Below are 21,606 nucleotides of genomic sequence, written 5' to 3' on the forward strand. Positions count from 1 at the left end.
TATTGCGACGTGTCAGGCGGTTTTACCCGGTTTGGCAGGCAATGCTTGGAGCTGTTGTAAGTGTTGCTCCGGATTGCGGACCGATGCGGAAGAATCTAATCAGGATAGTGCCATGTTGAATAAATACGACCGGCATATCCGCCGCGGCCTTCATTTCGCCTGGCGACATCTTTAGCAATCGCATCCACCATTCCGCCGCGGCCAAGCGGCAACACGGCCAAGCGCGCGGGAACGGATTCATCACCATGATCCGCATCCGGGAGGAAACATGTCCGATTTGAATCGTCGTCAATTGCTGAAGGGCGGGGCCATCGTCTTCGGCAGCCTCGCCCTGTCCGAACCCTCGCTGGCCCGGTTGCTGCGCCTGAGCCGGGGCACCCGCTACAATGTCGCCAGCCCGCAAGGCAAGGCGATGCTGGAGATCTACGCCGGCGCGGTCAGGAAAATGATGGATCCCGCCCAATATCCGGAAGGCAATCCGCTGAACTGGATATTCCAGTGGTACACCCATTTCGTGCGGGGCGACCGGACCAAGCAGCAGGAACTGAACCGGGTCTACCCTTCGCCGTCGGCCAACCGCACTTTGGCCGAAAAGATGTGGAATACCTGTCAGGCCCACAGTTCGGGGCAGCGCGAGGATTTCTTCCTGCCCTGGCACCGGATGTTCATCACCTATTTCGAAGACATCATCCGCCAGGTGTCGGGCAGGCATGATTTCACGCTGCCGTACTGGGACTATACCGACCCCAGCCAGCAGGTGCTGCCGATCGAGTTCCGGCGTCCCGGCGACCCGGTCTGGGGGCCGTTGTACCGCGAGACCCGCTGGCCAGGCACCAATGCCGGCAAGAACGTCACCGAGGGGAGAAGCAAGCTGACCCTGGACTGCATGAAGTCCAATCTGTATTCCGGCTCGGCCGGCGACGCGGGGTTCTGCGCCAACACCGACATGAATCCGCATGGCGCGCTGCACGTCGACGTCGGCAACAGCCAGGGCATGGCCCAGGTGCCGTGGGCGGCGAACGATCCCATCTTCTGGATCCACCATTGCAATATCGACCGGATCTGGGCCAGCTGGAACCTGGCCGGCGGCAAGAACCCTGCCGATGCGCCCTTCCTCAACCAGCAGTTCGTCTTCGCGTCGCCGACCGGCACCGCGGTGGTCGCGACGGTCAAGAACTTCCTGTCGCTTCCCAGGGATGCCTATTCCAGCTATGTCTCGCGGCCGCCGGGCAGCCTGCCGTTCCCGCTCAAGCTGGCGCCGCTCAAGGCGCCGCTGGCCTTGAAGCTGGAGAGCTTCGCGAGCGAAGCCGCGGGCGTGGTGAGGTTGGGTAACGCGCCGGTCACCGTCGATCTGGGCGACGCGAAGTCGACAGCCGCGTCGGCGCCGCGGGTCGAGATGCTGTCGAGCCGCCTGGGCAGGCTCGGCAAACAGTCCAACCTGTTCCTGCGCTTCGAAGGCCTGTCCGCCCATGGCGCCGTCAACGGCGTTTACAATGTCTATGTCCATGCCGGCGACGCGCCGGCCGCCGATACGCAGGGACCGGGCTTCGTGGGGCAGATCAACTTCTTCAGCGCCGCCGGCACCCATCAGCATGACGGCGAGGATGCAGGCAACCATCCGGACAAAAAGGCGTTCAGCTTCCTGCTGCGGGCGGAGACGCGCGCCTGGCTGCAGAAAAACGGCGGGGGCGAGCCCAAGGTCACGCTGGTGCCCTCGGAGCCCTCCGGCAACGATGAGGCGATGCCCACGATAGACAAGATAGCGCTGGTGGCGCCGTGACATCGCGCGGCGCGGGCGGTTTGGCCGGACCGCGCCGCCGCTGGCCGCCGGGGAGGGCGTGGCGAATGGGGCCGAGAATGCGTTCCGCTTGCGCCGCGCTTGCGCTCGTCTTGTCCGGACCATCGCAGGGAGACGCGGCCGGTATGCGTTTGCTGGGAAAGTACGATGGGGGCGGACGCGGCGTGGAGCTCGGCGCGGATCCCGTGCGCATCGCGATCCCGCTGGATGCGCGGGCTTGCGATGGGAAAAGCGCGCGCGTCACCCTGTACCTCAGGGGCTTGCGGGCGGACAGCGGAGCGCATCCCGGCTATCGCGTGCTGCTGATTGGCCGAGGCGCCCGCGCGGCTGGGGAGCGGGTCGGCGAGATCAATTTCTACGGCATCGGACCCGAGGTCCGGCGGGACGCCAGTTTCGAACTGGCGCCCAGGCTTCTGATGACCCGGCAAAGGCCATGCGCCGTCGTGCTGTTGCTGCAGCCAGAGGGCGGGGCGGGGAGCGCGGGCAAGGCGGCCATCGGCAGCGTGGAGATATGGCGCGAGTGATCTGTCGGCCATGCGCGCGGCGCGGCTTGGTTTCCTTTTCAACCCGGGCGAGTCCTCTTCCGTAATAGTGCGTACCGCGGCTTCGCCCGGGCGCGAGGCAAGGCTTTGCGCATGCCGGCTGCCGAAAGTACCGGCGCGCGCTGGACTTTCTCCTAACCTTAGCCTCATTGCATAACTACAATGGATGGAATACAGCGGCAAATTTGACCAGCAAGCCGGCATGCCGGATGCGGGGGCGCCGACGCTCGCATCTTGCTGCCGTCGTCACAAGGAAGCCCGATGTTCAACGACTTGCGACGCGAGCAGGCGAGCATCCTGATCGTCGACGATGTGGCAAGTAATATCCACGTGATTAGAGAGGCGGTAAGGGGCCTGGGAGAGGTGCGCTTCGCCACCAGCGGCAAGGCGGCGCTGGAGATCGCCCAGAAAAACGCGCCGGATGTGATCCTGCTCGACATCGAAATGCCGGGCATGGACGGCTACGAGGTGTGCAAGGCGATCAAGGCGTCTCCCCGGCTGCGCGACATCCCGGTGATCTTCGTCACCTCCCACGATCAGCGCGAACACGAGCTGCAGGCGCTGAACATGGGCGGCGTCGACTTTCTGCACAAGCCGCTGAACGTGCCGGTGGCGCGCGCCCGGATCCAGACCCATCTCGCCTTGCAGCTGAAGACCAGGCAATTGGCCTTGGCCAAGAAGGACCTTGCCGACGTGCTGCAGCATCTGCCGGCCTTCGTCGCGCATTGGAGCGGCGGGCTGTGCTGCCAGTTCTGCAACGACATCGCCGGACACTGGTTCGGCGTCTCCGCCGCCACCATGCGCGGCATGCACGTGCGCAAGGTGCTGGGCGAAACCAACTATGCCGCGATCGAGGAGCACCTGAAGGACGTGATGCGCGGCAACTGCCCGTCGTTCGATCTGGGCTTCGTTCGGCGCGAGGGTGGACTGCTGTATGGCCAGGTGTCGCTAGTGTTCCGTCCTGACGAGGAAGGGCAGCCCGGCTTCCTGATGCTGATCACCGACGTCACCGAGCGCAAGCGGGCCGAGCAGGCGCTGCGCGACGAGAAGGAGCGGATCCGCATCACGCTGAATTCGATCGGCGACGCGGTGATCGCCACCGACGCCAACGGCAACATCACCTTCCTGAATCCGATCGCCGAGGACATGACCGGCTGGCAATCCAGGGAGGCATTGGGCGAGCCGGTGGAAAAAATCATGCCGCTCAGGGAGAGCTCCCAGGGCCACGCGATGTTCAACCCGATCCGGCTGGTGCTGTCGGAGCAGCGGTCGGTCGGCATGGCGATGAACTGCGCGCTGCAGCGCAGGGACGGCCAGTTGCTGGAGCTGGAGGATTCGGCCTCGCCCATCCTGGACCACGCCGGCAAGCTGACCGGCGCCATCATCGTGTTCCACGACGTTAGCGAGGCCAGGGCCATGGCGGTGAAAATGACCCACCTGGCCCACCACGACGCGCTGACCAATCTGCCCAACCGGATGCTGCTGCAGGACCGCACGCAGCAGGCGCTGCAGCAGGCCGCCCATAGCGGCGACCGGCTGGGGCTGTACATCCTGGACATAGACCATTTCAAGGTGATCAACGACTCGATGGGACATTCGGTCGGCGACCAGCTGCTGCAGCGGGTGGCGCGCCGGCTGCAGGCCGCGCTCCGCCCCTGCGACACCGTCAGCCGGCAGGGCGGCGACGAATTCATCATCCTGGTGCCTGGGCTGGGCGGCATTGAGCAGGCCGGCGCGATGGCCGACAAGATGCTGAAAGCCATTTCCGAGCCCTATCTGCTGGATGGCAACCGCTACGATCTGTCCGGCAGCATAGGCGTCGGGATTTACCCGGACGACAGCAAGAACCAGGAAGAGCTGTACCGGCACGCCGACGCTGCGATGTACCGCGCGAAGCAGGAAGGCCGCAACCGCTACCGTTTCTTCTCGTCCGAAATCGAGGAGGCGCTGCTGACGCGGCAGGCGCTGGAGCGGCATATCCGCATGGGCGCGGAACAGGGCGGTTTCCTGGTTTACTACCAGCCCAAGGTGGACGCGGGCGGCGGCGGCGTGGTCGGCCTGGAGGCGCTGCTGCGCTGGCGCAACGACAAGGATGAAATCGTGTCGCCGTCGCATTTCATCCCGCTGGCGGAGGAAACCGGGCTGATCGTGCCGCTGGGGCTGTTCGTGCTGCGGCAGGCCTGCCTGGACGGCAAGCGCTGGCTGGATGCCGGCCGGCGGCTGAGGATAGCGGTCAACGTGTCGGCGGTGCAGGTGATGGAGTCCGACTTCTGCGATGCGGTGAGGCGGGTATTGAAGGAAACCGGCCTGCCGACCGAGCTGTTGGAGCTGGAAATCACCGAAGGCGTGCTGGCGCAGGACGTCGAGCGGACCATGAGCGTGCTGGCGGAGCTGAAGAGCCTGGGCGTCTCCATCGCCATCGACGATTTCGGCACCGGCTATTCCAGCCTGTCCTATTTGAAGCTGTTTCCGCTGGATGTGCTGAAGATAGACCAGAGCTTCATTCACGACATGCTTGACGATAGGCACAGCGCCGCCATCGTCGCGGCCATCGCCAGCATGGCGCAGGGCATGGGCCTGCGCCTGGTGGCGGAGGGCGTGGAGCGCGAGGAGCAGGCCCGGGAGCTGCTCCGGCTGGGTTGCCGCATCATGCAGGGTTTCCTCTACGGCAGGCCGGAGCCGGCCGCCGAAATCGACAGGCGTTTCGCCTGACGGCGTTCTTCCCGAGATCCGGACCGGCCAGACCGGTCCGGTCGCGTTTTGACGATGAAGCTGGGGGCATGCCTTGAGTGAACATTGCGATTCGTCCGCCTGGATGAAAAAACCGCTATTGCCCGCGTCGGCCACCGCGCTGCTGGTTCTGCTGCTGGGCGCCGTCCTGAGCCTGTCGCTGGGCTGGAAAGTCTCTCGCGACAACCGCGAACGCGTCGATGCCGAGCTGCGGCGCGAGGCGCGGCAACTGGGCGTGGAGGTGGCCGCCCGCATCCGGCGCTACCAAAATGGCTTGGGCGGCGCGCGGGGCGCGATCGCCAGCAACGGCGAGCACGGCATCAACCGCCAGCGTTTCCGGGTCTATACCCAGAGCTTGAACGCTGCGGTCGAATTCCCCGGCTTGCTTGGATTCGGCTATGCGCGCAGGGTGCCGCCGCAGCGGGTGGCGGAATTCGTGCGACAGGAGCGCCGGGATGGCGAGCCTGGCTTCTCCATTCGCCAGCTGCGTCCGCATGAGGGCGAGCGCGCGGTCATCGTCTATTTCGAGCCGGAACCGGGCAATCGTTTCGTCATCGGAGTCGATATCGCGTCCGAGCCCAGCAGGCGGGCGGCGGCAGAGGCCGCGCTGCGCAGCGGGCAAGCCCGGCTGAGCGAACCCATCGCCCTGATGCCGCATCCGGAAGACAAGGCGCAAGCCTTTCTGCTGTTGTTGCCGGTGTACGCCGGCGGCGCGACGCCGGCCAGCGAGGAGGGCAGGCTGCGGGCGGGCTTCGGCTGGGTTTTCGCGCCCATCCGGGCGCAGGATGCGATGGCGGGGCTGATGGCCGACCTCCCGGGCGTCGCCGTGGAATTGGCCGACGTGACGGACGGCAGGAAGGCGGTTTTCTTTCAGGGCGGGTCGAATCCGGCCCAGCCCATCGCCGCGGCCTCGGAGCTGCAGCCGCTGTTCGGCCGGGACTGGAGGCTGTCCTTGCGCGCCGGACCGGCCTTCGCCGACAGCCTGAAGCTGCCAAGCGCCGCGCTGGTGGCGTCGTCAGGCTTGGCGGCGAGCGTCCTGTCCGCTCTGCTGGCGCTGGTGGTGGGGCGCAATCGCCAGCGGCGGCGAGAGCTGCTGGCGGCGCAGAGCCGGCTGGCGGCCATCGTCGAGGGCTCGGTGGACGCCATCATCAGCAAGACCCTGGACGGCGTGGTCACCAGCTGGAATCTCAGCGCGGAGCGGCTGTTCGGCTATCGGGCCGACGAGGCTGTGGGGCAGCCGCTGGCGAAGCTGATCGTGCCGGAGGACAGGCGCGGAGAGGAGGTGGACATCCTGCGCCGGATCGCCCGCGGCGAGCGCATAGAGCACTTCGAAACGGTACGCATGCGCAAGGACGGGAGCTTGCTGATCGTGTCGGTATCGATCTCGCCGGTGCTGGACGAGGCCGGGCGGGTGGTGGGCGCGTCCAAGGTGCTGAGGGACCTCAGCGAGCAGAAGCGGATCAAGGCCGAACTGCAGGTGCTGAGCGAAAATCTCGAGCAAAGGGTGGCCGACCGCACGGCGGAACTGGATCAGGCCTGGCGCACGCTGCAGACGGTGCTGGACGCCGTGCCGTTCATCATCGGCTATTGGGATTGCGACCAGATCAATCGCGTGGCCAATCACGCGTACCGTACCTGGTTCGGCATCGATCCAGGGGCCTTGCCGGGCATGCGGATGCGCGATTTGCTGGGAGAGCCGCTCTACCAGGCCAACCTGCCGCATATCGAGGCGGTGCTTGGCGGCGAACCTCAGGTTTTCGAGCGGCAGATTTGCGGACAGGACGGCGTGGTGCGCCATTCGCTGACGACGTATCTGCCCGACCTCGTCAACGACGAGGTCCGGGGCTTCTACGCCATCGTCCAGGACATTTCCGAGCAAGTGGAGAGCCGCAGCCGGCTGACTTCGGCGCTGAAGGAGCGCGAGTTGCTGCTGGACACTATCAACCAGCAGCTGCTGTACACCGCCACCGATACCGACGGACGGATACTGGAGGCCAACGATCTGTTCTGCCAGGTTCACGGCTACGAGCGCAAGGAATTGCTGGGCTGGGATCACCGCAAATTGAGCGCTGGCGTCCATCCGGCGATGTTCTGGCAGTCGCTGTGGCGCACCATAGCCTCGGGCCGCGTGTGGCGCGGCGAGGTCTGCAACCAGACCCGGGAGGGCAGGCAGCGTTGGTTCGACACCGTGATCGTGCCCCATGCCGGGGACAGCGGCCGCATCGAGCGCTATATCGCGCTGCGCATCGACATCACTGAGCGGAAGTTGGCCGACGCCGAGCTCGCCCGCGTGCATGGCATGTTGAGCAATGTGCTGCGCGCGGCGTCGGAAGTGGCCATCATCGCCGCCGACGTCCATGGCGTGGTTTCGCTGTTCAACAGCGGCGCGCAGCGCATGCTCGGCTACAGCGAGAACGAGATGGTGGGGCGGGCGATGCTGACCCATTTCCATCTGCCGGAGGAGTTGCGCGAGCATGGCGAGGCCTTGAGCCAGCGTTATGAGCGCCAGGTGGAGGGGTTGCGCGCGCTGGTGCAGGAGCCCGAGGCCAGCGGAGCCGAGACGCGGGAATGGACCTATGTCCGCAAGGACGGCTCCCAGCTTCAGGTATCGCTGATGGTGACCGCGATGCGGGACGCCGACGAGCTGGTGGTCGGCTACCTGGCCATCGCCGCCGACATCACCATTCCGCAGCGGCAGCAGCGGGAGCTGGTGGCGGCCCGCGACCAGTTGCAGCTGGCTGCCGAAGTGGCCCAGCTTGGAGTGTGGAGCTGGTCGCCGGCGGACAACCAGCTGCGCTGGAACGCGCAGATGTTCGAAATCTACCGCCAGCCGCCGGAACTGGCAGAGCGGGGGCTGGAGTACCGGCACTGGCGCGAGCGGGTGCATCCGGACGATGTGGACAGCGTGGAGGCCGACCTGCGCGCGCTGCTGGAGCGCGGCGAGGCGATGGACAGGGTGTTCCGGGTGCGGCTGCCGGACGGAGAGATGCGCTACGTGCAGGTCGGCGCGCGTCTGGAGCGCCACGGCGACGGCGTGCGGGTGACGGGCATCAACCGCGACATCACCGAAACCCGCGCCTACGAGCAGAATCTGCTGGAAGCGAAGCGCCAGGCCGAAGAAGCCAGCATGGTGAAGAGCCAGTTCCTGGCCAATATGAGCCACGAGATCCGCACGCCGATGAACGCGGTGCTGGGGCTGCTGCAACTGATGCAGCATACCCGGCTGGACGAGCGCCAGCTCGATTACGTGGGCAAGATCCAGGCGGCGGCCAAGTCGCTGCTGGGCCTGCTCAACGACATCCTAGACTTTTCCAAGATCGACGCCGGCAAGCTGCAGCTGGACCTGCACCCTTTCGATCTGGAGGGCCTGATGCGGGAGTTGGCGGTGGTGTTGTCCGGCAATACCAACGACAAGGACGTCGAGGTGCTGTTCCGCATGGAGCCGACGCTGCCCGCCATGCTGATCGGGGACAAGCTGAGGCTGCAGCAGATCCTGATCAACCTGGCCGGCAACGCGCTCAAATTCACCACGCAAGGCCAGGTCGTCCTCGCTGTCCGGGAACGGGCGCGCCGCGAAGGCGAGGTCGAGTTGCGCATCGAGGTCAGCGACACCGGCATCGGCATCGCGCCGGAGCAGCTGTCGCGCATTTTCGAAGGCTTCACCCAGGCCGAGGCCTCCACCACCCGGCGCTTCGGCGGCACCGGCCTGGGCCTGGTGATCAGCAGGCGGCTGGTGGAGCTGATGGGAGGGCAGCTCAGGGTGGAGAGCCAGCTCGGCTGCGGCAGCCGTTTCTGGTTCGACCTGACCCTGGGCATGGCGGCGGATCAGCCGCTGGCGCAACTGCCCGAGCCGCTGGGACAACTGAACGTCCTGGTGGTGGATGACAATCCGCTGGCGGGCGAGATACTGATGGATACCATCTCGACCGTCGGCTGGCGCGCCGAATATGCCGATGGGGGCGAGGAGGCGCTGGAGAAAGTGCACGGGGCGGGTTCCGCCGGCCAGCGTTACGACGTGGTGCTGATGGACTGGCGCATGCCCGGCCTGGACGGCGTGGGCGTCGCCGAAGTGATGCGGCAGCAACTGGCGGGCGACAAGCCGCCGGTGATCATCATGGTGACGGCTTTCGGCCGCGAGGTGCTGGCCGAGGCGGCCGAGCGGCCGAACCCGCCGTTCAACGATTTCCTGACCAAGCCGATTACCCCGCAGCAACTGGTGGACGCCGTGGTCCGCTCGGTGACGGGAGAGGGCGAGGCGGAAAGGACGCCTGCGACTACGGCGTTCGGCCGTCGCCTGGACGGCATGAGCGTCCTGCTGGTGGAGGACAACGCCCTCAATCGCCAGGTGGCGTCCGAGTTGCTGCAGGAGGAGGGCGCGAGAGTCAGCCTGGCCGAGGGGGGACTGTCGGGGGTGTCCCAGGCGGTGTCGGCCGACCCGGCGTTCGACATCGTGATCATGGACGTGCAGATGCCGGACATCGATGGATTGGAAGCCACCCGCCGCATCCGCGCCGACATGCGCTGCCAGCGGCTGCCGATTCTGGCGATGACGGCCAATGCGTCCCAGGCCGATCGCGCGGCCTGCCTGGCGGCGGGAATGAACGACCACGTCGGCAAGCCGATAGACATCGACGAACTGGTGCCCAAGCTGCTGGCGTTGGCGGGGCGCGAAGGCGGTCCGGACGGGACGGCGGCGAGCGTTCCGGCGCCGAGGGCCGACGATTCCGGCGCGCTGGTCGAATCGCTGCCTTCGCGGTTGCGCCGTTTCGGCAACAAGCTGCGGGTCTATCGCGCCGCGTTGGCCACCTTCCGTCCGGAATGCGAGACGCTGCTGTCCGGCATCGCAGAGAGCGGCCGCCTGGATGCGCGGCCGGAGCTGGCGTCGGGCTTGCATACCCTGAAGGGGCTGGCGGCGACGCTGGGCGCGCAGGCGCTGAGCCGGCTGGCCGCCGAGCTCGAAAAGCGCGCGCGGGACGGGGAGGCGATAAGCGGCGAGGATCTCGAGCGTTTGCGCGGGCTGCTGGGCGACAGCGTGGCGCAGCTGTTCGACAGCCTGCCGGCGGAAGAGACGGGCAAGACGGCGAAACCGCTTCCGGACGGGGATTGGAGGAGGCAGCTGCGCGACATCCTGGCCTTGCTGGAGGACAGCAATCTGGCGGCGATAGACCTGGTTGACGAATTGCTGGACCGGCCGCTGGGCGCTCAGGAGGACTCGGTGCGCGAAGTGGCGGCCTGCGTGCAACGGCTGCAGTTCGAGCAGGCGATCGCCATCGTCCGGGAGCTGCTGGCATTGGCGGACTGAGCAGGCCGGACCGAGGCCGGCCTGCGGGCGGCAGGCGTCAGCCGGCCGAGCGCCGCAGCAGCACCGGCACCGACTTGGACGTGGGCGTGTTGGAGACGCCGGCCACGCTGTCCAGCGGGATCAGCGGGTTGGTCTCGGGAAAGTAGGCGCCCAGGCAGCCGCGCGGGATGTCGTACTCCACCAGCCGGAAGCCGTCGGCGCGGCGCTCTATCCCATCGTGCCAGACGGTGAAGAGGTCCACCCGCTCGCCGTCGGCGAAGCCCAGCCGCGCGATGTCATCCCGGTTGATCAGCAGCACCCGGCGCTGGCCGTAGACGCCGCGGTAGCGGTCGTCCAGCGCGTAGATGGTGGTGTTGTACTGGTCGTGGGAGCGGGCGGTCATCAGCACCATCAACCGGTCGCCGTGCAGCGCGCGGGCGCGGGCGATCGGCGTGTCCTTCTCCAGCGCGTTGACGATGAATCGCGCTTTGCCGTCGGGCGTCAGCCAGCGCCGCTCGCGCGAGGCCGGCGTCAGGTGGAAGCCGCCGGGCTTGGCCACGCGGGCATTGAAATCTTCAAAGCCGGCGACGGCCTTGGCGATCTCGTCGCGGATTTTGGCGTAATCGTCCGCATAGGACAGCCAGTCTATTTTCCCGCCGCCCAGCGTCGCGTCGGCGATGCCGGCGACGATGGCGGTTTCCGAGCGCAGCTGCTTCGAGGCCGGCGGGTTGATGCCGTAGGACAAGTGCACCATGCACATCGAGTCCTCCACCGTCACGCCCTGTGGGCCGGTTTTCTGCAGATCGATCTCGGTGCGGCCCAGCGTCGGCAGGATCAGCGCGTCCCGGCCGTGGATCAGGTGGCTGCGGTTCAGCTTGGTGGAAATCTGCACGGTCAGATCGCAGTTGCGCAGCGCTTCGAAGGTGCGCGGCGTGTCCGGCGTCGCCATCGCGAAATTGCCGCCCAGGCCGACGAAGACCTTGACCCGCCCGTCCAGCATCGCCTTGATGGTGTCCACCGCGTCCAGGCCGTGCCCGCGCGGCGGTTCGAAGCCGTAGACATCGCGCAGCCGGTCGAGGAAGGCCGGGGCGGGCTTGTCCTCGATGCCCATGGTGCGGTCGCCCTGCACATTGGAGTGGCCGCGCACCGGACACAGGCCGGCGCCGAGGCGGCCGATGTTGCCGCGCATCATCATCAGGTTGGACAGCATCTGGATCGCCGCCACCGAATCGCGGTGCTGGGTCAGGCCCATGCCCCAGGTGGCGATCACCGCCTTGCCTTTCGCGTACACCCGGGCCAGCGCGTCGATATCCTGGTAGGGCACGCCGGAGGCGGCGGCCAGGTCCGGCCAGCTCTCGGCGCGCAGGTCGGCGGCGAAGGCGTCGAAGCCGGAACAGTGCTCGGCCAGGAAGCCGATGTCCAGAATCCGCTCGCCGCCGGCGGCGACGGCCGCGTCGTCCAGTTCCAGCACGCGTTTGGCCACGCCCTTGATCAGCGCGAAGTCGCCGCCCAGCGTGGGGCGGATGAACAGCGAGCTGATCTCGGCGCCGCCGTTGACCAGATCCAGCGGATGCTGCGGGCTGGCGAAGCGGTCCAGGCCTTTTTCCTTCAGCGGATTGATCGAGACGATGGTCGCGCCGCGCTTGGCGGCGGCTCGCAGCTCGTTCAGCATGCGCGGATGGTTGGTGGCCGGGTTCTGGCCGAACACCATGATGGTGTCGGCGTGCTCGAAGTCCTCCAGCACCACCGTGGCCTTGCCCACGCCCACCGTTTGCGGCAGCGCGCGGCTGGACGATTCGTGGCAGAGGTTGGAGCAGTCCGGGAAGTTGTTGGTGCCGTACAGGCGCACGAACAGCTGGAACAGGAAGGCGGTTTCGTTGCTGGTGCGGCCGGAGACGTAGAACGAGGCCTGGTTGGGATCGGGCAAGGCCTTCAGATGGCCGGCGATCCGGGCGTAGGCGTCGCTCCAGGCAATCGGCAGGTAGCGGTCGCTGGCCGCGTCGTAGGCCAGCGGCTCGGTCAGGCGGCCGTGTTGCTCCAGCTCGTAATCGCTCTGTTCCAGCAGCTGGGCCACGCTATGCCGCGCGAAGAAATCGGCGCCGATGCGCTTGGAGGTGGCCTCGGCCGCCACCGCCTTGACGCCGTTCTCGCAGAATTCGAAGGTGGAGGTATGTTCCCGATCCGGCCAGGCGCAGCCCGGGCAGTCGAAGCCGTCGGGCTGGTTCTGGTGGAACAGCGTCTTATACCGGCTGCCCGGCACCTTTTCCTTGAGCAGCGAAACGGTGGTGCTTTTGATGGAATCCAGCCCGCCGGCCGGCTGCGCGTACGGCTGGATGCGTTCGCTGGTCTTGGAATGGCTCATGTCGGGGCGGCTCCTGCGGGAAAGGTGTGGTTCCGGTTTTGCTTTGGGTCAATCGATGCAAGGATAAAGGATGGCGGCGGATCACGGTCAAATTCCTTGCGAGCCGGCGTCGCCGCGCTGGCGCGCGCGGCGGCGCGGACGGGATAATGTCAGCTTGGGTCGGCGCCGGCGAACCATTCCCGGCAGCAGGCGAGGCCTTCCTCGTTGAGCCAGGCGCGTCCGCGGCCATCGGCTTGGATGTCGGCCTGGACCAGGCCCAGTTCGGCGAGCAGATTCAGGCCGCGCAGCAGCGTGCTCATTCTCAGGCCGGACTGCTTGGCGAGCCGGGCCAGCGACCAGGGACGGCCGCCGGCCGCCGCGGCCCGCCACAGTTGAGCGAGCAGGGCGGCGATATTCGGGTCCAGCTGGTCGGCGGCGGGGCGGTCGGTCATGGCAGTCGCGCGGGGACAGGGCGCGCCAGTATAAGCGATGGCGGCGAGCCGGGCGGACGGATCGGTGGATTTTTTTGCAGCGGGCGCCGCGGGCGGCCGCGGATGGGCGGATGAGCATGCAGGATCACGACAGAACGGAACAGGGAATGACATCGCTGGCGGTGACGCGCCATCTCGATGGGTCGAGCCGGCCCGATTGGGACCGGGTGGCGGAGGAGACACCGGTGGCGCTGGTGTTCAACGGCATCTCGCACGCGGTGATGATGGCCACGCCGCTGGATCTTGAATGGCTGGCGGTGGGCTTCGCGCTGAGCGAAGGCATTGTCGCGCGGCGTGCGGAGATTTTCGACATCGAGTCCGATTTCGTCTGCGGCGGCGCCGAGGTCAGGCTGGAAATCGCGCAGCCGGCCTTCCTGGCGCTGAAGGACAGGCGACGCAGCCTGGCGGGCCGCACCGGATGCGGCGTGTGCGGCATCGAGAGCCTGGCGATGCTGGATCTGTCCCCCGAGCCCATCGCCGGGCCGGCGGGGCCCGTGTCCGCCGATCCGGCCGCGATCGCGCGCGCGGCGGCCGAGCTGCCGGCCCATCAGCGGCTGATGCAGGCGACGGGCTGCGCGCACGCGGCGGCCTGGTGCGGCCGCGACGGCGGGGTGAGGATGGCGTTCGAGGATGTGGGCCGGCACAATGCGCTGGACAAGCTGATAGGCTGGCTGGCGCTCGAGGGCATGGACCCCGCGGACGGTTTCGTGTTCATGTCCAGCCGCGCCAGCTACGAGTTGGCGCGCAAGTGCGCCAGAACCGGCATCCCGCTGTTGGCGACCATTTCCGCGCCCACCTCGCTGGCGGTCGACATCGCGCGCCGCGCCGGCGTCGCGCTGGCCAGCTTCTGCAGGCGTACCGGCTTCGTCGAGTACACGGCCTAGGGCGCCGGCTCATCTCCGGGAGGCGGCGGCCAGATCGTCCGGTGTGTTGAGATTGCGAAAGGCCTGCGGCGCGTCGTCGAAGTCCACCATCGCCGCTCCCGCCTGCGCCTGCCATTCCCTGACCTTGCGTCCGCCGCCGCGCAGATAAGCGCGCAGCGAGGGCAGCAGGTCCGCGCAAACCGCCATGCATACCGGGTGCGGATGTCCATCGCAGCGCGCGACGCTGAGCGGGGCCTCGCCTCGCAGCAACGGCGCCATCAGCCGCGCGGCCAGATCGTCGGGCAGGAAGGGCAGGTCGCAGGGCGCGCTCACCAGCCAGTCGCCATCGCAAGCGGACAGTCCGGCCTCCAGCCCCGCCAGCGGTCCGCCGCCGGCGAATTCCGCCGCGTCGGTCACCACCTGGCCCAGCGCGGCGTAGCGCTCAAGATTGCGGTTGGCGCTGATCAGCAAGGCGCCGGCCTGCGGCCGCAGCCGCGCCGCCGCCCGCTCGGCCAGCGGCACGCCGTCCAGTTCCAGCCAGCCTTTGTCCGCGCCGCTCATGCGCCGGCCTTCCCCGCCGGCTAGCAGCAGGGCGGTGACGAATTCGGCGGGACGGCTGGCTGGCATGGCGGCTTTCCTGTGCGTGGAATGAAAACAGGCGGCCGGGGCCGCCTGTCGGATCATAGCGCAGTACGCGGGCTTAGTGCTGGGCCGCTTCTTCCGGCGCGGGCTCAGCTTTTTCCTCGCGGCGCGAGGCGATGAACATATACATCGCCGGCACCACGAACAGCGTGAACAGCGTGCCGATGGACAGGCCGGTGAAGATCACCAGGCCCATCGCGTAGCGGCCGGCCGCGCCGGCGCCGGAAGCGATCACCAGCGGGATCACGCCGAACACCATCGCCGCGGTGGTCATCAGGATCGGGCGCAGCCGGATGGACGCCGCCTCTTCGATCGCCTCGCGCTTGGACAGGCCGGTCTTGCGCAGCTCGTTGGCCACCTCGACGATCAGGATGCCGTGTTTGCTGATCAGCCCCATCAGCGTCACCAGGCCCACCTCGGTGTAGATGTTGAGCGAGGAGAAGCCCAGGAAGATGAAGATCATCGCGCCGAACAGCGCCAGCGGCACCGATACCAGGATCACTACCGGGTCGCGGAAGCTCTCGAACAGCGCCGACAGCGCCAGGAACACGATGATCACCGCGAACAGCATGGTCACCAGGAAGCCGCCTGACTCCTGCATGAACTGCCGCGACTGGCCGGAGTAGTCGACCGAATAGCCGGTCGGCGCCACCTGCTGCACGGTGTCGCGCAGGTATTGCAGCACCTCGCCCTGCGACGCGCCTGGCACGCCGGAGATGGTCACCGAATTGAGCTGCTGGAAGCGGGTGATGGACTGCGGCACCACGTCGTACTTCAGCGTGGCCACGGTGCCGACCGGGATCACGCCGTTGTTCGGGGTCTTGATGTAGTAGTCCAGCAGCTGCGACGGGTTGAGCCGGTCCACCTGCTGCACCTGCGGGATCACCTTGTAGGAGCGGCCGTCGATCGAGAAGTAGTTGACATAGCCGCCGCCCAGCGCCGCGCTCAGCGCGTTGCCGACGTCCTGCTGGGTCAGGCCCAGCGCGGTGATCTTGTCGCGATCCATCATCACCGTGGCCTGCGGCTTGTCGATCTTCAGGTCGGCGTCCAGGAAGTAGAACTTGCCGGAGGCGCGCGCCTTGTCCATCACCTGCTGCGCCACCTGGTTCAGGTTCTCGAACGGCTCGGTGGTGTTGATCACGAACTGCACCGGCAGGCCGGACGCGCCCGGCAGCGGCGGGAACTGGAACGCCGCCACGCGCGCGCCGGCGATCTTGTTCCAGCGCGACTGCAGGTCCATCTGGATTTCGTGCGCGTTGCGCGAGCGCTGATCCCACGGCTTGAACAGCACCCCGCCGATGCCGGCGTTGACGGTCGGCACGCCGGTGATCTGGAACATCTGCTCGTATTCCGGCATGCCCTTGGCCACCTGGAACACTTGCTTGGCGTAGGTTTGCATCTGCTCGGAGGTGGCCGTCGGCGCGCCCACCACCTGGGACAGCACGATGCCCTGATCCTCTTCCGGCGCCAGTTCGGACTTGGACATCTTGAACATCACCGCCAGCAGCGCGATCAGGATGGCGCCCATCACGATCAGCACCGGCCAGGTTTCCAGCAGACTGTGCAGGATGCGGCGGTAGCCGTGGCGCACGCGCTCGAAGGTGCGGTCGATCGCGTGGACGAAGGGGCTGTTGTCCATGTCGGCGTTGAAGAAGCGCGAGCACATCATCGGCGACAGCGTCAGCGCCACCACGCCGGACACCGTCACCGACGCCGCCAGCGTGAAGGCGAACTCGGTGAACAGCGCGCCGGTCAGGCCGCCCTGGAAGCCGATCGGCACGTACACCGCCACCAGCACCACCGTCATCGCCAGGATGGGGCCGCCCAGCTCGCGCGCGGCGATGATGGAGGCCTCGAACGGCGTCTTGCCCTCGCGCATGTGGCGGTCCACGTTCTCCACCACGATGATGGCGTCGTCCACCACCAGGCCGATGGCCAGCACCAGCGCCAGCAGCGTCAGCAGGTTGATCGAGTAGCCGAGCATCAGCATGATGAAGAAGGTGCCGATCAGCGACAGCGGCATCGCGATCACCGGCACCACCACCGCGCGGAAACTGCCCAGGAACAGGAAGATCACCACGGTCACGATCACCAGCGCCTCGACCAGGGTCTTCACCACCTCGTGGATCGAGGTGTTGATGAAGTCGGTGGAGTCGTAGACGATCTGGCCGGTCAGGCCGGTGGGCAGCTGCTGCTGGACGGCGGGGAAGGCCTTGCGCACCCGTTCGGCGACGTCGAGGATGTTGGCCTCCGGCGCCACCTTGATGCCGATGAACACCGAGCGCACGCCGCTGAAGGCGACGTTGAAGTCGTAGTTCTCCGAGCCCAGCGTCACCATGGCCACGTCTTCCAGCCGCACGATGGCGTCGCCGTTGCGCTTGATCGCCAGCTGCTTGAAGTCGGCGACCGTGTGCAGGTCGGTGTCGGCGGTCAGCGGGATGGTCACCATCTGGCCCTTGCTGGAGCCCGGCGCGCTCAGCGCGTTGTTGCTGGCCAGCGCGGCGCTGATGTCGGCCGCGGTGACGCCGTGGGCCGCCATCTTGGCCGAATCCAGCCAGGCGCGCAGCGCGAACTGGCGCGCGCCCAGGATTTCGGCGGTCTGCACGCCGGCCACCGAATCCAGCTTGGGCTTGACCACGCGCACCAGGTAGTCGGTGACGTTGTTGGTCGGCAGCGTCTCGCTGTAGAAACCCATGTACATCGCGTCGGTGGTCTGGCCGGTCTGCACCGTCAGCACCGGCTGCTGCGCCTGGGCCGGCAGCTGGTTCTTCACCGAGTTGACCTGGGTGTTGATCTCGGTCAGCGCGCGGTTGGCGTCGTAGTTCAGCCGCAGCGTGGCGGTGATGGTGGACACGCCGTTGTTGCTGGAGGACGACAAGTAGTCGATGCCCTGCGCCTGGGCGATCGCCGACTCCAGCGGCTGGGTGATGAAGCCGGCCACGGTCTTGGCGTCGGCGCCGTAATAGGTGGTGGAAATGGTCACCACCGCGTTCTGCGTCTGCGGATACTGGTTGATCGGCAGGCCGAACAGCGAGCGCAGGCCGAGCACGACGATCAGCAGGCTGATGGTCGTGGCCAGCACCGGCCGCTTGATGAAGATGTCGGTGAAGTTCATGGCGCGGCCTCAGTGTTCTTGCGGCGTCGGACTCGGGTTGTCGGACGGACGCACCGAGTTGTTGACCGCGATCGGCGTGCCGGTCTTCAGCTTCAGCTGGCCGCTGGTCACCACTTCCTGGCCTTCCTTCAGGCCGCCGGTGATCGCCACCTGGTCGCCGCGGGTGTCGCCGGTGGTGACGAAGGCCTGCTGCGCTTCAGGCCCGTTCTTGCCCTGCTTGACGAGGAACACGGTGGAGCCGTACGGGTTGTAGGTGATCGCGGTTTGCGGCAGCGTCAGGCGGTTCTGCTTGCTGCCCACGTCGATGGTGGCGTTGCCGAACATGCCGGGCAGCAGCAGGCGTTTGGGGTTGGCGATGGTCGCCTGCACCTGGACGTTGCGGGTGGCCGGGTCGATCTTGGGACTGATCGCGTTGATCCGGCCGTGGAAGGGCTCGGTTCCGAAGGCGTCGCTCTTCACCTTGACCTGCTGGCCCAGGCGGATTTGCGCGATCTGCCGCTGGGGCAGGTAGAAGTCGATGTAGACCGGGTCTATGGTCTGCAGCGTGACGATCTTGTCGCCCGGATTCAGGTACTGGCCGGGATTGACCGCGGTGATGCCGACGCGGCCGGCGAACGGCGCGCGTATCGTTTTTTTCGCCACCACCGCCTCCTGTTGCGCCACCTGGGCCTTCTTGCTCTTCAGGTCGGCTTCGTCGGCGTCCACTTGGGCCTGGCTGACGCCCTGCACCGCCAGCTGGGCGCGGTCGCGCTTCAGCGTGGTGGCGGCCAGTTCGGCGGCGGCCTGCAGCGCGCGCAGCTGGGCGACGTCGGCGTCGGCGTTCAGCTGCACCAGCACCTCGCCGGCCTTCACGTCCTGGCCGGACTTGAAGTGCAGGCTGCGCACCAGGCCGGCCACCTCGCTGCTGACGTCCACGCCGTGCACGGCGGACAGCGTGCCCACCGAACCCAGCTGCGGCTGCCATTCCTGCATCTTGGCCACGGCGGTGGACACCGTCTGCGGCCCCGGCTTGGGCGAGCTGGCGATCAGCTTCTGGATGTGGAGGAAAAAGCCCACGCCCAGCGCCACCACCAGCGCCAGCACGCAGCCCAGCATGATCAACATTCGCTTGGTCATGATTCGTCTTCTCTATATGGCGATTCGAATTGGCTGGCCCGCCGTCGCCGGCGGGCGATGTGTGTGTCTTGCCCGCTCAGTTGGCGGCCGCGGGCTGTTGCCACCAGCCGCCGCCCAGCGCCGCGAACAGCGCCGCGCTGTCGCTGTAGCGCGCCGCCTGGGCCTGGATCAGGCCGATGCGCGCCTGCTGGTAGCTGCGTTGCGCGTCCAGCAGCGACAGGTAGCTGATGCCGCCCAGCTTGTACTGGCGGGTATGGACCTCCAGCGACTCGCGCGCCTTGGCCTCGGCGTCGGCCTGGGCCTGCAGCGCCCGGGCGTCGGCGTCCACCGCGCGCAGGCTGTCGGCGACGTCCTGGAAGGCTTTCAGCACGGTTGTCCGGTACTGGGCCTCCGCTTGCCGGTAGGCGGCCTCGGCGGCGCGGCGCTTGGCGCTGAGCGCGCCGCCGTTGAACAGCGGCTGCAACAGTCCGCCGCTGACGCTCCACAGCGTGTTGCCGAGGTCGGTATTGGGCAGCACCGTGTGCTGGGTGCCGTAGCTGCCGCTGAGGGTGATCTGCGGGTACTGGTTGGCGGTGGCGACGCCGACGTTGGCGCTGGCCTGGTGCAGCAGCGCCTCGCTGGCGCGGATGTCCGGGCGTTGGCGGGCGAGGTCGGACGGCAGCGACACCGGCAGCTCGTCCGGCAGGCGCAGCGACTCCAGGCGGAACTCGGGCAGGCCGCCCTCGCCGGGGAAGCGGCCGGCCAGTGTGGCCAACAGGTTGCGGGTCTGGGACAGCGCTTTTTCCAGCGGCTGCAGCTGGGCGCGGGTCTGCGCCACCAGCGTGCCCTGGCTCAGCGCCGCGGCGCGCGCCTGGGCGCCGAGGGCGACCTGCTTGTCGACGATGGCGAGCTGGGCCTCCTGCGCCTTCAGCAGCTCGCGCGTGGACTGCAGCTGGCCGCGCAGCGAGGCTTCCTGGACGGCGGCGGTCACCACGTTGGCGATCAGTGTCTGGTAGGCGGCCTCGGTCTGGAAGCGCTGGTAGTCGGCCGCCGCCATCAGGCCTTCGAGCTGGCGGCGGGAGCCGCCGAACAGGTCCAGCGTGTACGACACGTTGACGGTGGCGCTGTAGACGTTGAATTCGCTGGGCGCGGTGCCGGAGAGGATGGCGCGCTGGCGGCCGCCGCCCAGCTGGGCGTTCACATTGGGAAACAACAGGCTGCCGGAGGCGGCGTTGTAGTTCTCGCGCGCCTGGGCCAGCGCAGCCTGCGCCGCTTCCAGCGAGGGGTTGTGCGCCAGCGCGGCGCGGATCAGCTGGTCCAGTTCCGGCGATCTGAACAGCGTCCACCATTGGGCGGGCAAATCGCCGCCGTTCACCAGCCGCTGTCCGGCGCCGGCGGGGCCGGCACGTTCGTCGCTGGCGGTGGTTGCGGCCAGCGGCGTCTCGGCATAGCCGCGCTTGGCGGCGTCCGGCAGCGCGGGCGGCTTGAAGTCGGGGCCGACCGCGCAGCCGGCCTGGGCCAGAACCAGGGCCAAGAGCGCGAGGCGGCGCCAGGGCGCGGGAGAGGATAGGCCGTCGCCGGCCGCGGGGCGCGGCCGGGCGGAAGGAGGATTGGATCTGGAATACACAGCGTGCTCCTGAATGTGCAGGAACGCCGCGCGGCCATCAGCCGGACCCGCGGCCTTCCCCGATTTCTTCCCTTGCGACGGCTCGCCTGGACGGAGCAAGGGAATGAATCCCGTATGCTCTCTGGATTTTGTCCATATGTCTACTGGGTTGATGGTGTGGTCATGTGAATGTCGTCTTGCTGAACATGGCTGTCGCCTCCTGCCCGTCCGTCCGCGCCGCCCGCCGAGGACAGCCATTGCCGCGCCGCCTGAGCCGGCGTCGCGCCCTGGCGGCAGATCAGATGGTCAAGCCAGGCGACGACCCGGTTGCCCAGCCGCAGCCTGCGCAAGTCGTCGACGGCTGCGGGCGGCAGGCGGGCCAGCGCGTCCTTGCGGGCGATCAGCGTCGCCTCGTCGCGGCCGCGCAGCAGGTTTTCCGGGTCGGCCAGCGCGCGGATGCGGTGGCGCCAGTGCAGGAATTGCGGCTGCCACAGCGGCGCCACCACCCAGTCGCCGCGCGCGACCGCCTGTTCGAACGCCTGGGCGCAGTCTTCCAGGCTGCCGTTCTCGAAATGGTAGCCGGCCCCGTCCAGACGGTAGTGGGCGATGATCTCGCGCGAAAAGCGGCTGATGCCGGCGCCGGGATTGATGCCTTGTATCCTTTTGATCATCCGCGACGCGACCTCCGGTTTTTTCAGGTCGGCGATTTCGGCGACGGCCCCCGCCGGCACGTAGTCCGGCACGCCCCACAGCGCGTAAGGTTCGTAGAGCGCGGCCAGCTTTTCCATGTCGTTTTCAATGGGGGCGAGATAGCCGCCATGGCTGCCGGGCAGCCAGGCGCTGCACAGCATGTCGCCCTGGCCGGCGGCCAGCAGCGCGAACGCGCGCTCGTGCGGCGCGCGCAGCTCGTCTACTGCCACGCCGTGTTTTTCCAGCAGTTGGGCAACTACCGCGGCGCTGGCGGCGTGAAAGGACAGGTCTATCGTGATCAGGGTGATGCGGGGCGTATTCATGTCGTCGGACCGGAAAGGCCGCGTTGCGCGGCCGGGGAGGGAAAGAAGGGCCCGTGGCGGCCTGTGCGGTGCCGGCCGCCACGGCGCGG

The 21,606-nt window shown here is 67.5% G+C and carries 12 protein-coding genes; 5 read left to right on the plus strand and 7 right to left on the minus strand.

The annotated features are described in order from the left end of the window. Positions 1-268 precede the first annotated feature (268 nt). The 4 genes from CV_RS07930 (at position 269) to CV_RS07950 (ending at position 10,372) form a co-directional block, all read left to right on the plus strand. Complete coding sequence (locus CV_RS07930; RefSeq protein WP_011135170.1) at positions 269-1,780, plus strand: tyrosinase family protein; 1,512 nt, start codon at positions 269-271, stop codon at positions 1,778-1,780. Between the two features lie 143 nt (positions 1,781-1,923). Continuing rightward, complete coding sequence (locus CV_RS07935; protein ID WP_043595821.1) at positions 1,924-2,322, plus strand: hypothetical protein; 399 nt, start codon at positions 1,924-1,926, stop codon at positions 2,320-2,322. Between the two features lie 279 nt (positions 2,323-2,601). After that, entirely contained in the window at positions 2,602-5,052 is a 2,451-nt protein-coding gene (locus tag CV_RS07940) for a GGDEF/EAL domain-containing response regulator (protein WP_011135172.1), read from the plus strand. 103 nt (positions 5,053-5,155) lie between these two features. Next, a complete protein-coding gene (locus CV_RS07950) occupies positions 5,156-10,372 on the plus strand; it encodes a PAS domain S-box protein (RefSeq protein ID WP_080508952.1) in 5,217 nt (1,738 codons plus the stop codon). 37 nt (positions 10,373-10,409) lie between these two features. Here the strand turns inward: CV_RS07950 and CV_RS07955 are convergent, their stop codons facing one another. Together CV_RS07955 and CV_RS07960 are read right to left on the minus strand one after the other, a co-directional pair. After that, a complete protein-coding gene (locus CV_RS07955; protein WP_011135174.1) occupies positions 10,410-12,713 on the minus strand; it encodes an FdhF/YdeP family oxidoreductase in 2,304 nt (767 codons plus the stop codon). A 149-nt stretch (positions 12,714-12,862) separates the two neighbouring features. Next, the gene (locus CV_RS07960) at positions 12,863-13,144 is read right to left on the minus strand and encodes a helix-turn-helix domain-containing protein (RefSeq protein ID WP_043595824.1); all 282 of its coding nucleotides are present in this window, start codon (positions 13,142-13,144) and stop codon (positions 12,863-12,865) included. Positions 13,145-13,254: 110 nt separating this feature from the next. On the opposite strand from CV_RS07960, the gene fdhD reads away from it, so the two are divergent. Next, complete coding sequence (gene fdhD, locus CV_RS07965) at positions 13,255-14,067, plus strand: formate dehydrogenase accessory sulfurtransferase FdhD (protein WP_011135176.1); 813 nt, start codon at positions 13,255-13,257, stop codon at positions 14,065-14,067. A 9-nt stretch (positions 14,068-14,076) separates the two neighbouring features. Here the strand turns inward: fdhD and mobA are convergent, their stop codons facing one another. The 5 genes from mobA to CV_RS07990 form a co-directional block, all read right to left on the minus strand. Beyond that, complete coding sequence (gene mobA, locus CV_RS07970) at positions 14,077-14,673, minus strand: molybdenum cofactor guanylyltransferase MobA (protein ID WP_011135177.1); 597 nt, start codon at positions 14,671-14,673, stop codon at positions 14,077-14,079. Between the two features lie 73 nt (positions 14,674-14,746). Beyond that, positions 14,747-17,803, minus strand: coding sequence for an efflux RND transporter permease subunit (locus CV_RS07975; protein ID WP_011135178.1), 3,057 nt, complete (start codon positions 17,801-17,803; stop codon positions 14,747-14,749). Positions 17,804-17,812: 9 nt separating this feature from the next. Beyond that, positions 17,813-18,919, minus strand: coding sequence for an efflux RND transporter periplasmic adaptor subunit (locus CV_RS07980; protein ID WP_011135179.1), 1,107 nt, complete (start codon positions 18,917-18,919; stop codon positions 17,813-17,815). Between the two features lie 76 nt (positions 18,920-18,995). Beyond that, entirely contained in the window at positions 18,996-20,525 is a 1,530-nt protein-coding gene (locus CV_RS07985; RefSeq protein WP_011135180.1) for an efflux transporter outer membrane subunit, read from the minus strand. Positions 20,526-20,665: 140 nt separating this feature from the next. Next, positions 20,666-21,517: a glycine betaine ABC transporter substrate-binding protein gene (locus tag CV_RS07990; RefSeq protein WP_011135181.1), complete on the minus strand. Its 852-nt coding sequence runs from the start codon at positions 21,515-21,517 to the stop codon at positions 20,666-20,668. Between the last annotated feature and the right edge of the window lie 89 nt (positions 21,518-21,606).

This window comes from Chromobacterium violaceum ATCC 12472 (assembly GCF_000007705.1).
Taxonomy (GTDB): Bacteria; Pseudomonadota; Gammaproteobacteria; order Burkholderiales; family Chromobacteriaceae; genus Chromobacterium; species Chromobacterium violaceum.

Bases quoted from the DNA above. Each gene is read 5' to 3' on its own strand.
- CV_RS07930 (WP_011135170.1), top strand. From the start codon at position 269: ATGTCCGATTTGAATCGTCGTCAATTGCTGAAGGGCGGGGCCATCGTC.
- CV_RS07935 (WP_043595821.1), top strand. From the start codon at position 1,924: ATGCGTTTGCTGGGAAAGTACGATGGGGGCGGACGCGGCGTGGAGCTC.
- CV_RS07940 (WP_011135172.1), top strand. From the start codon at position 2,602: ATGTTCAACGACTTGCGACGCGAGCAGGCGAGCATCCTGATCGTCGAC.
- CV_RS07950 (WP_080508952.1), top strand. From the start codon at position 5,156: ATGAAAAAACCGCTATTGCCCGCGTCGGCCACCGCGCTGCTGGTTCTG.
- CV_RS07955 (WP_011135174.1), bottom strand. From the start codon at position 12,713: ATGAGCCATTCCAAGACCAGCGAACGCATCCAGCCGTACGCGCAGCCG.
- CV_RS07960 (WP_043595824.1), bottom strand. From the start codon at position 13,144: ATGACCGACCGCCCCGCCGCCGACCAGCTGGACCCGAATATCGCCGCC.
- fdhD (WP_011135176.1), top strand. From the start codon at position 13,255: ATGAGCATGCAGGATCACGACAGAACGGAACAGGGAATGACATCGCTG.
- mobA (WP_011135177.1), bottom strand. From the start codon at position 14,673: ATGCCAGCCAGCCGTCCCGCCGAATTCGTCACCGCCCTGCTGCTAGCC.
- CV_RS07975 (WP_011135178.1), bottom strand. From the start codon at position 17,803: ATGAACTTCACCGACATCTTCATCAAGCGGCCGGTGCTGGCCACGACC.
- CV_RS07980 (WP_011135179.1), bottom strand. From the start codon at position 18,919: ATGACCAAGCGAATGTTGATCATGCTGGGCTGCGTGCTGGCGCTGGTG.
- CV_RS07990 (WP_011135181.1), bottom strand. From the start codon at position 21,517: ATGAATACGCCCCGCATCACCCTGATCACGATAGACCTGTCCTTTCAC.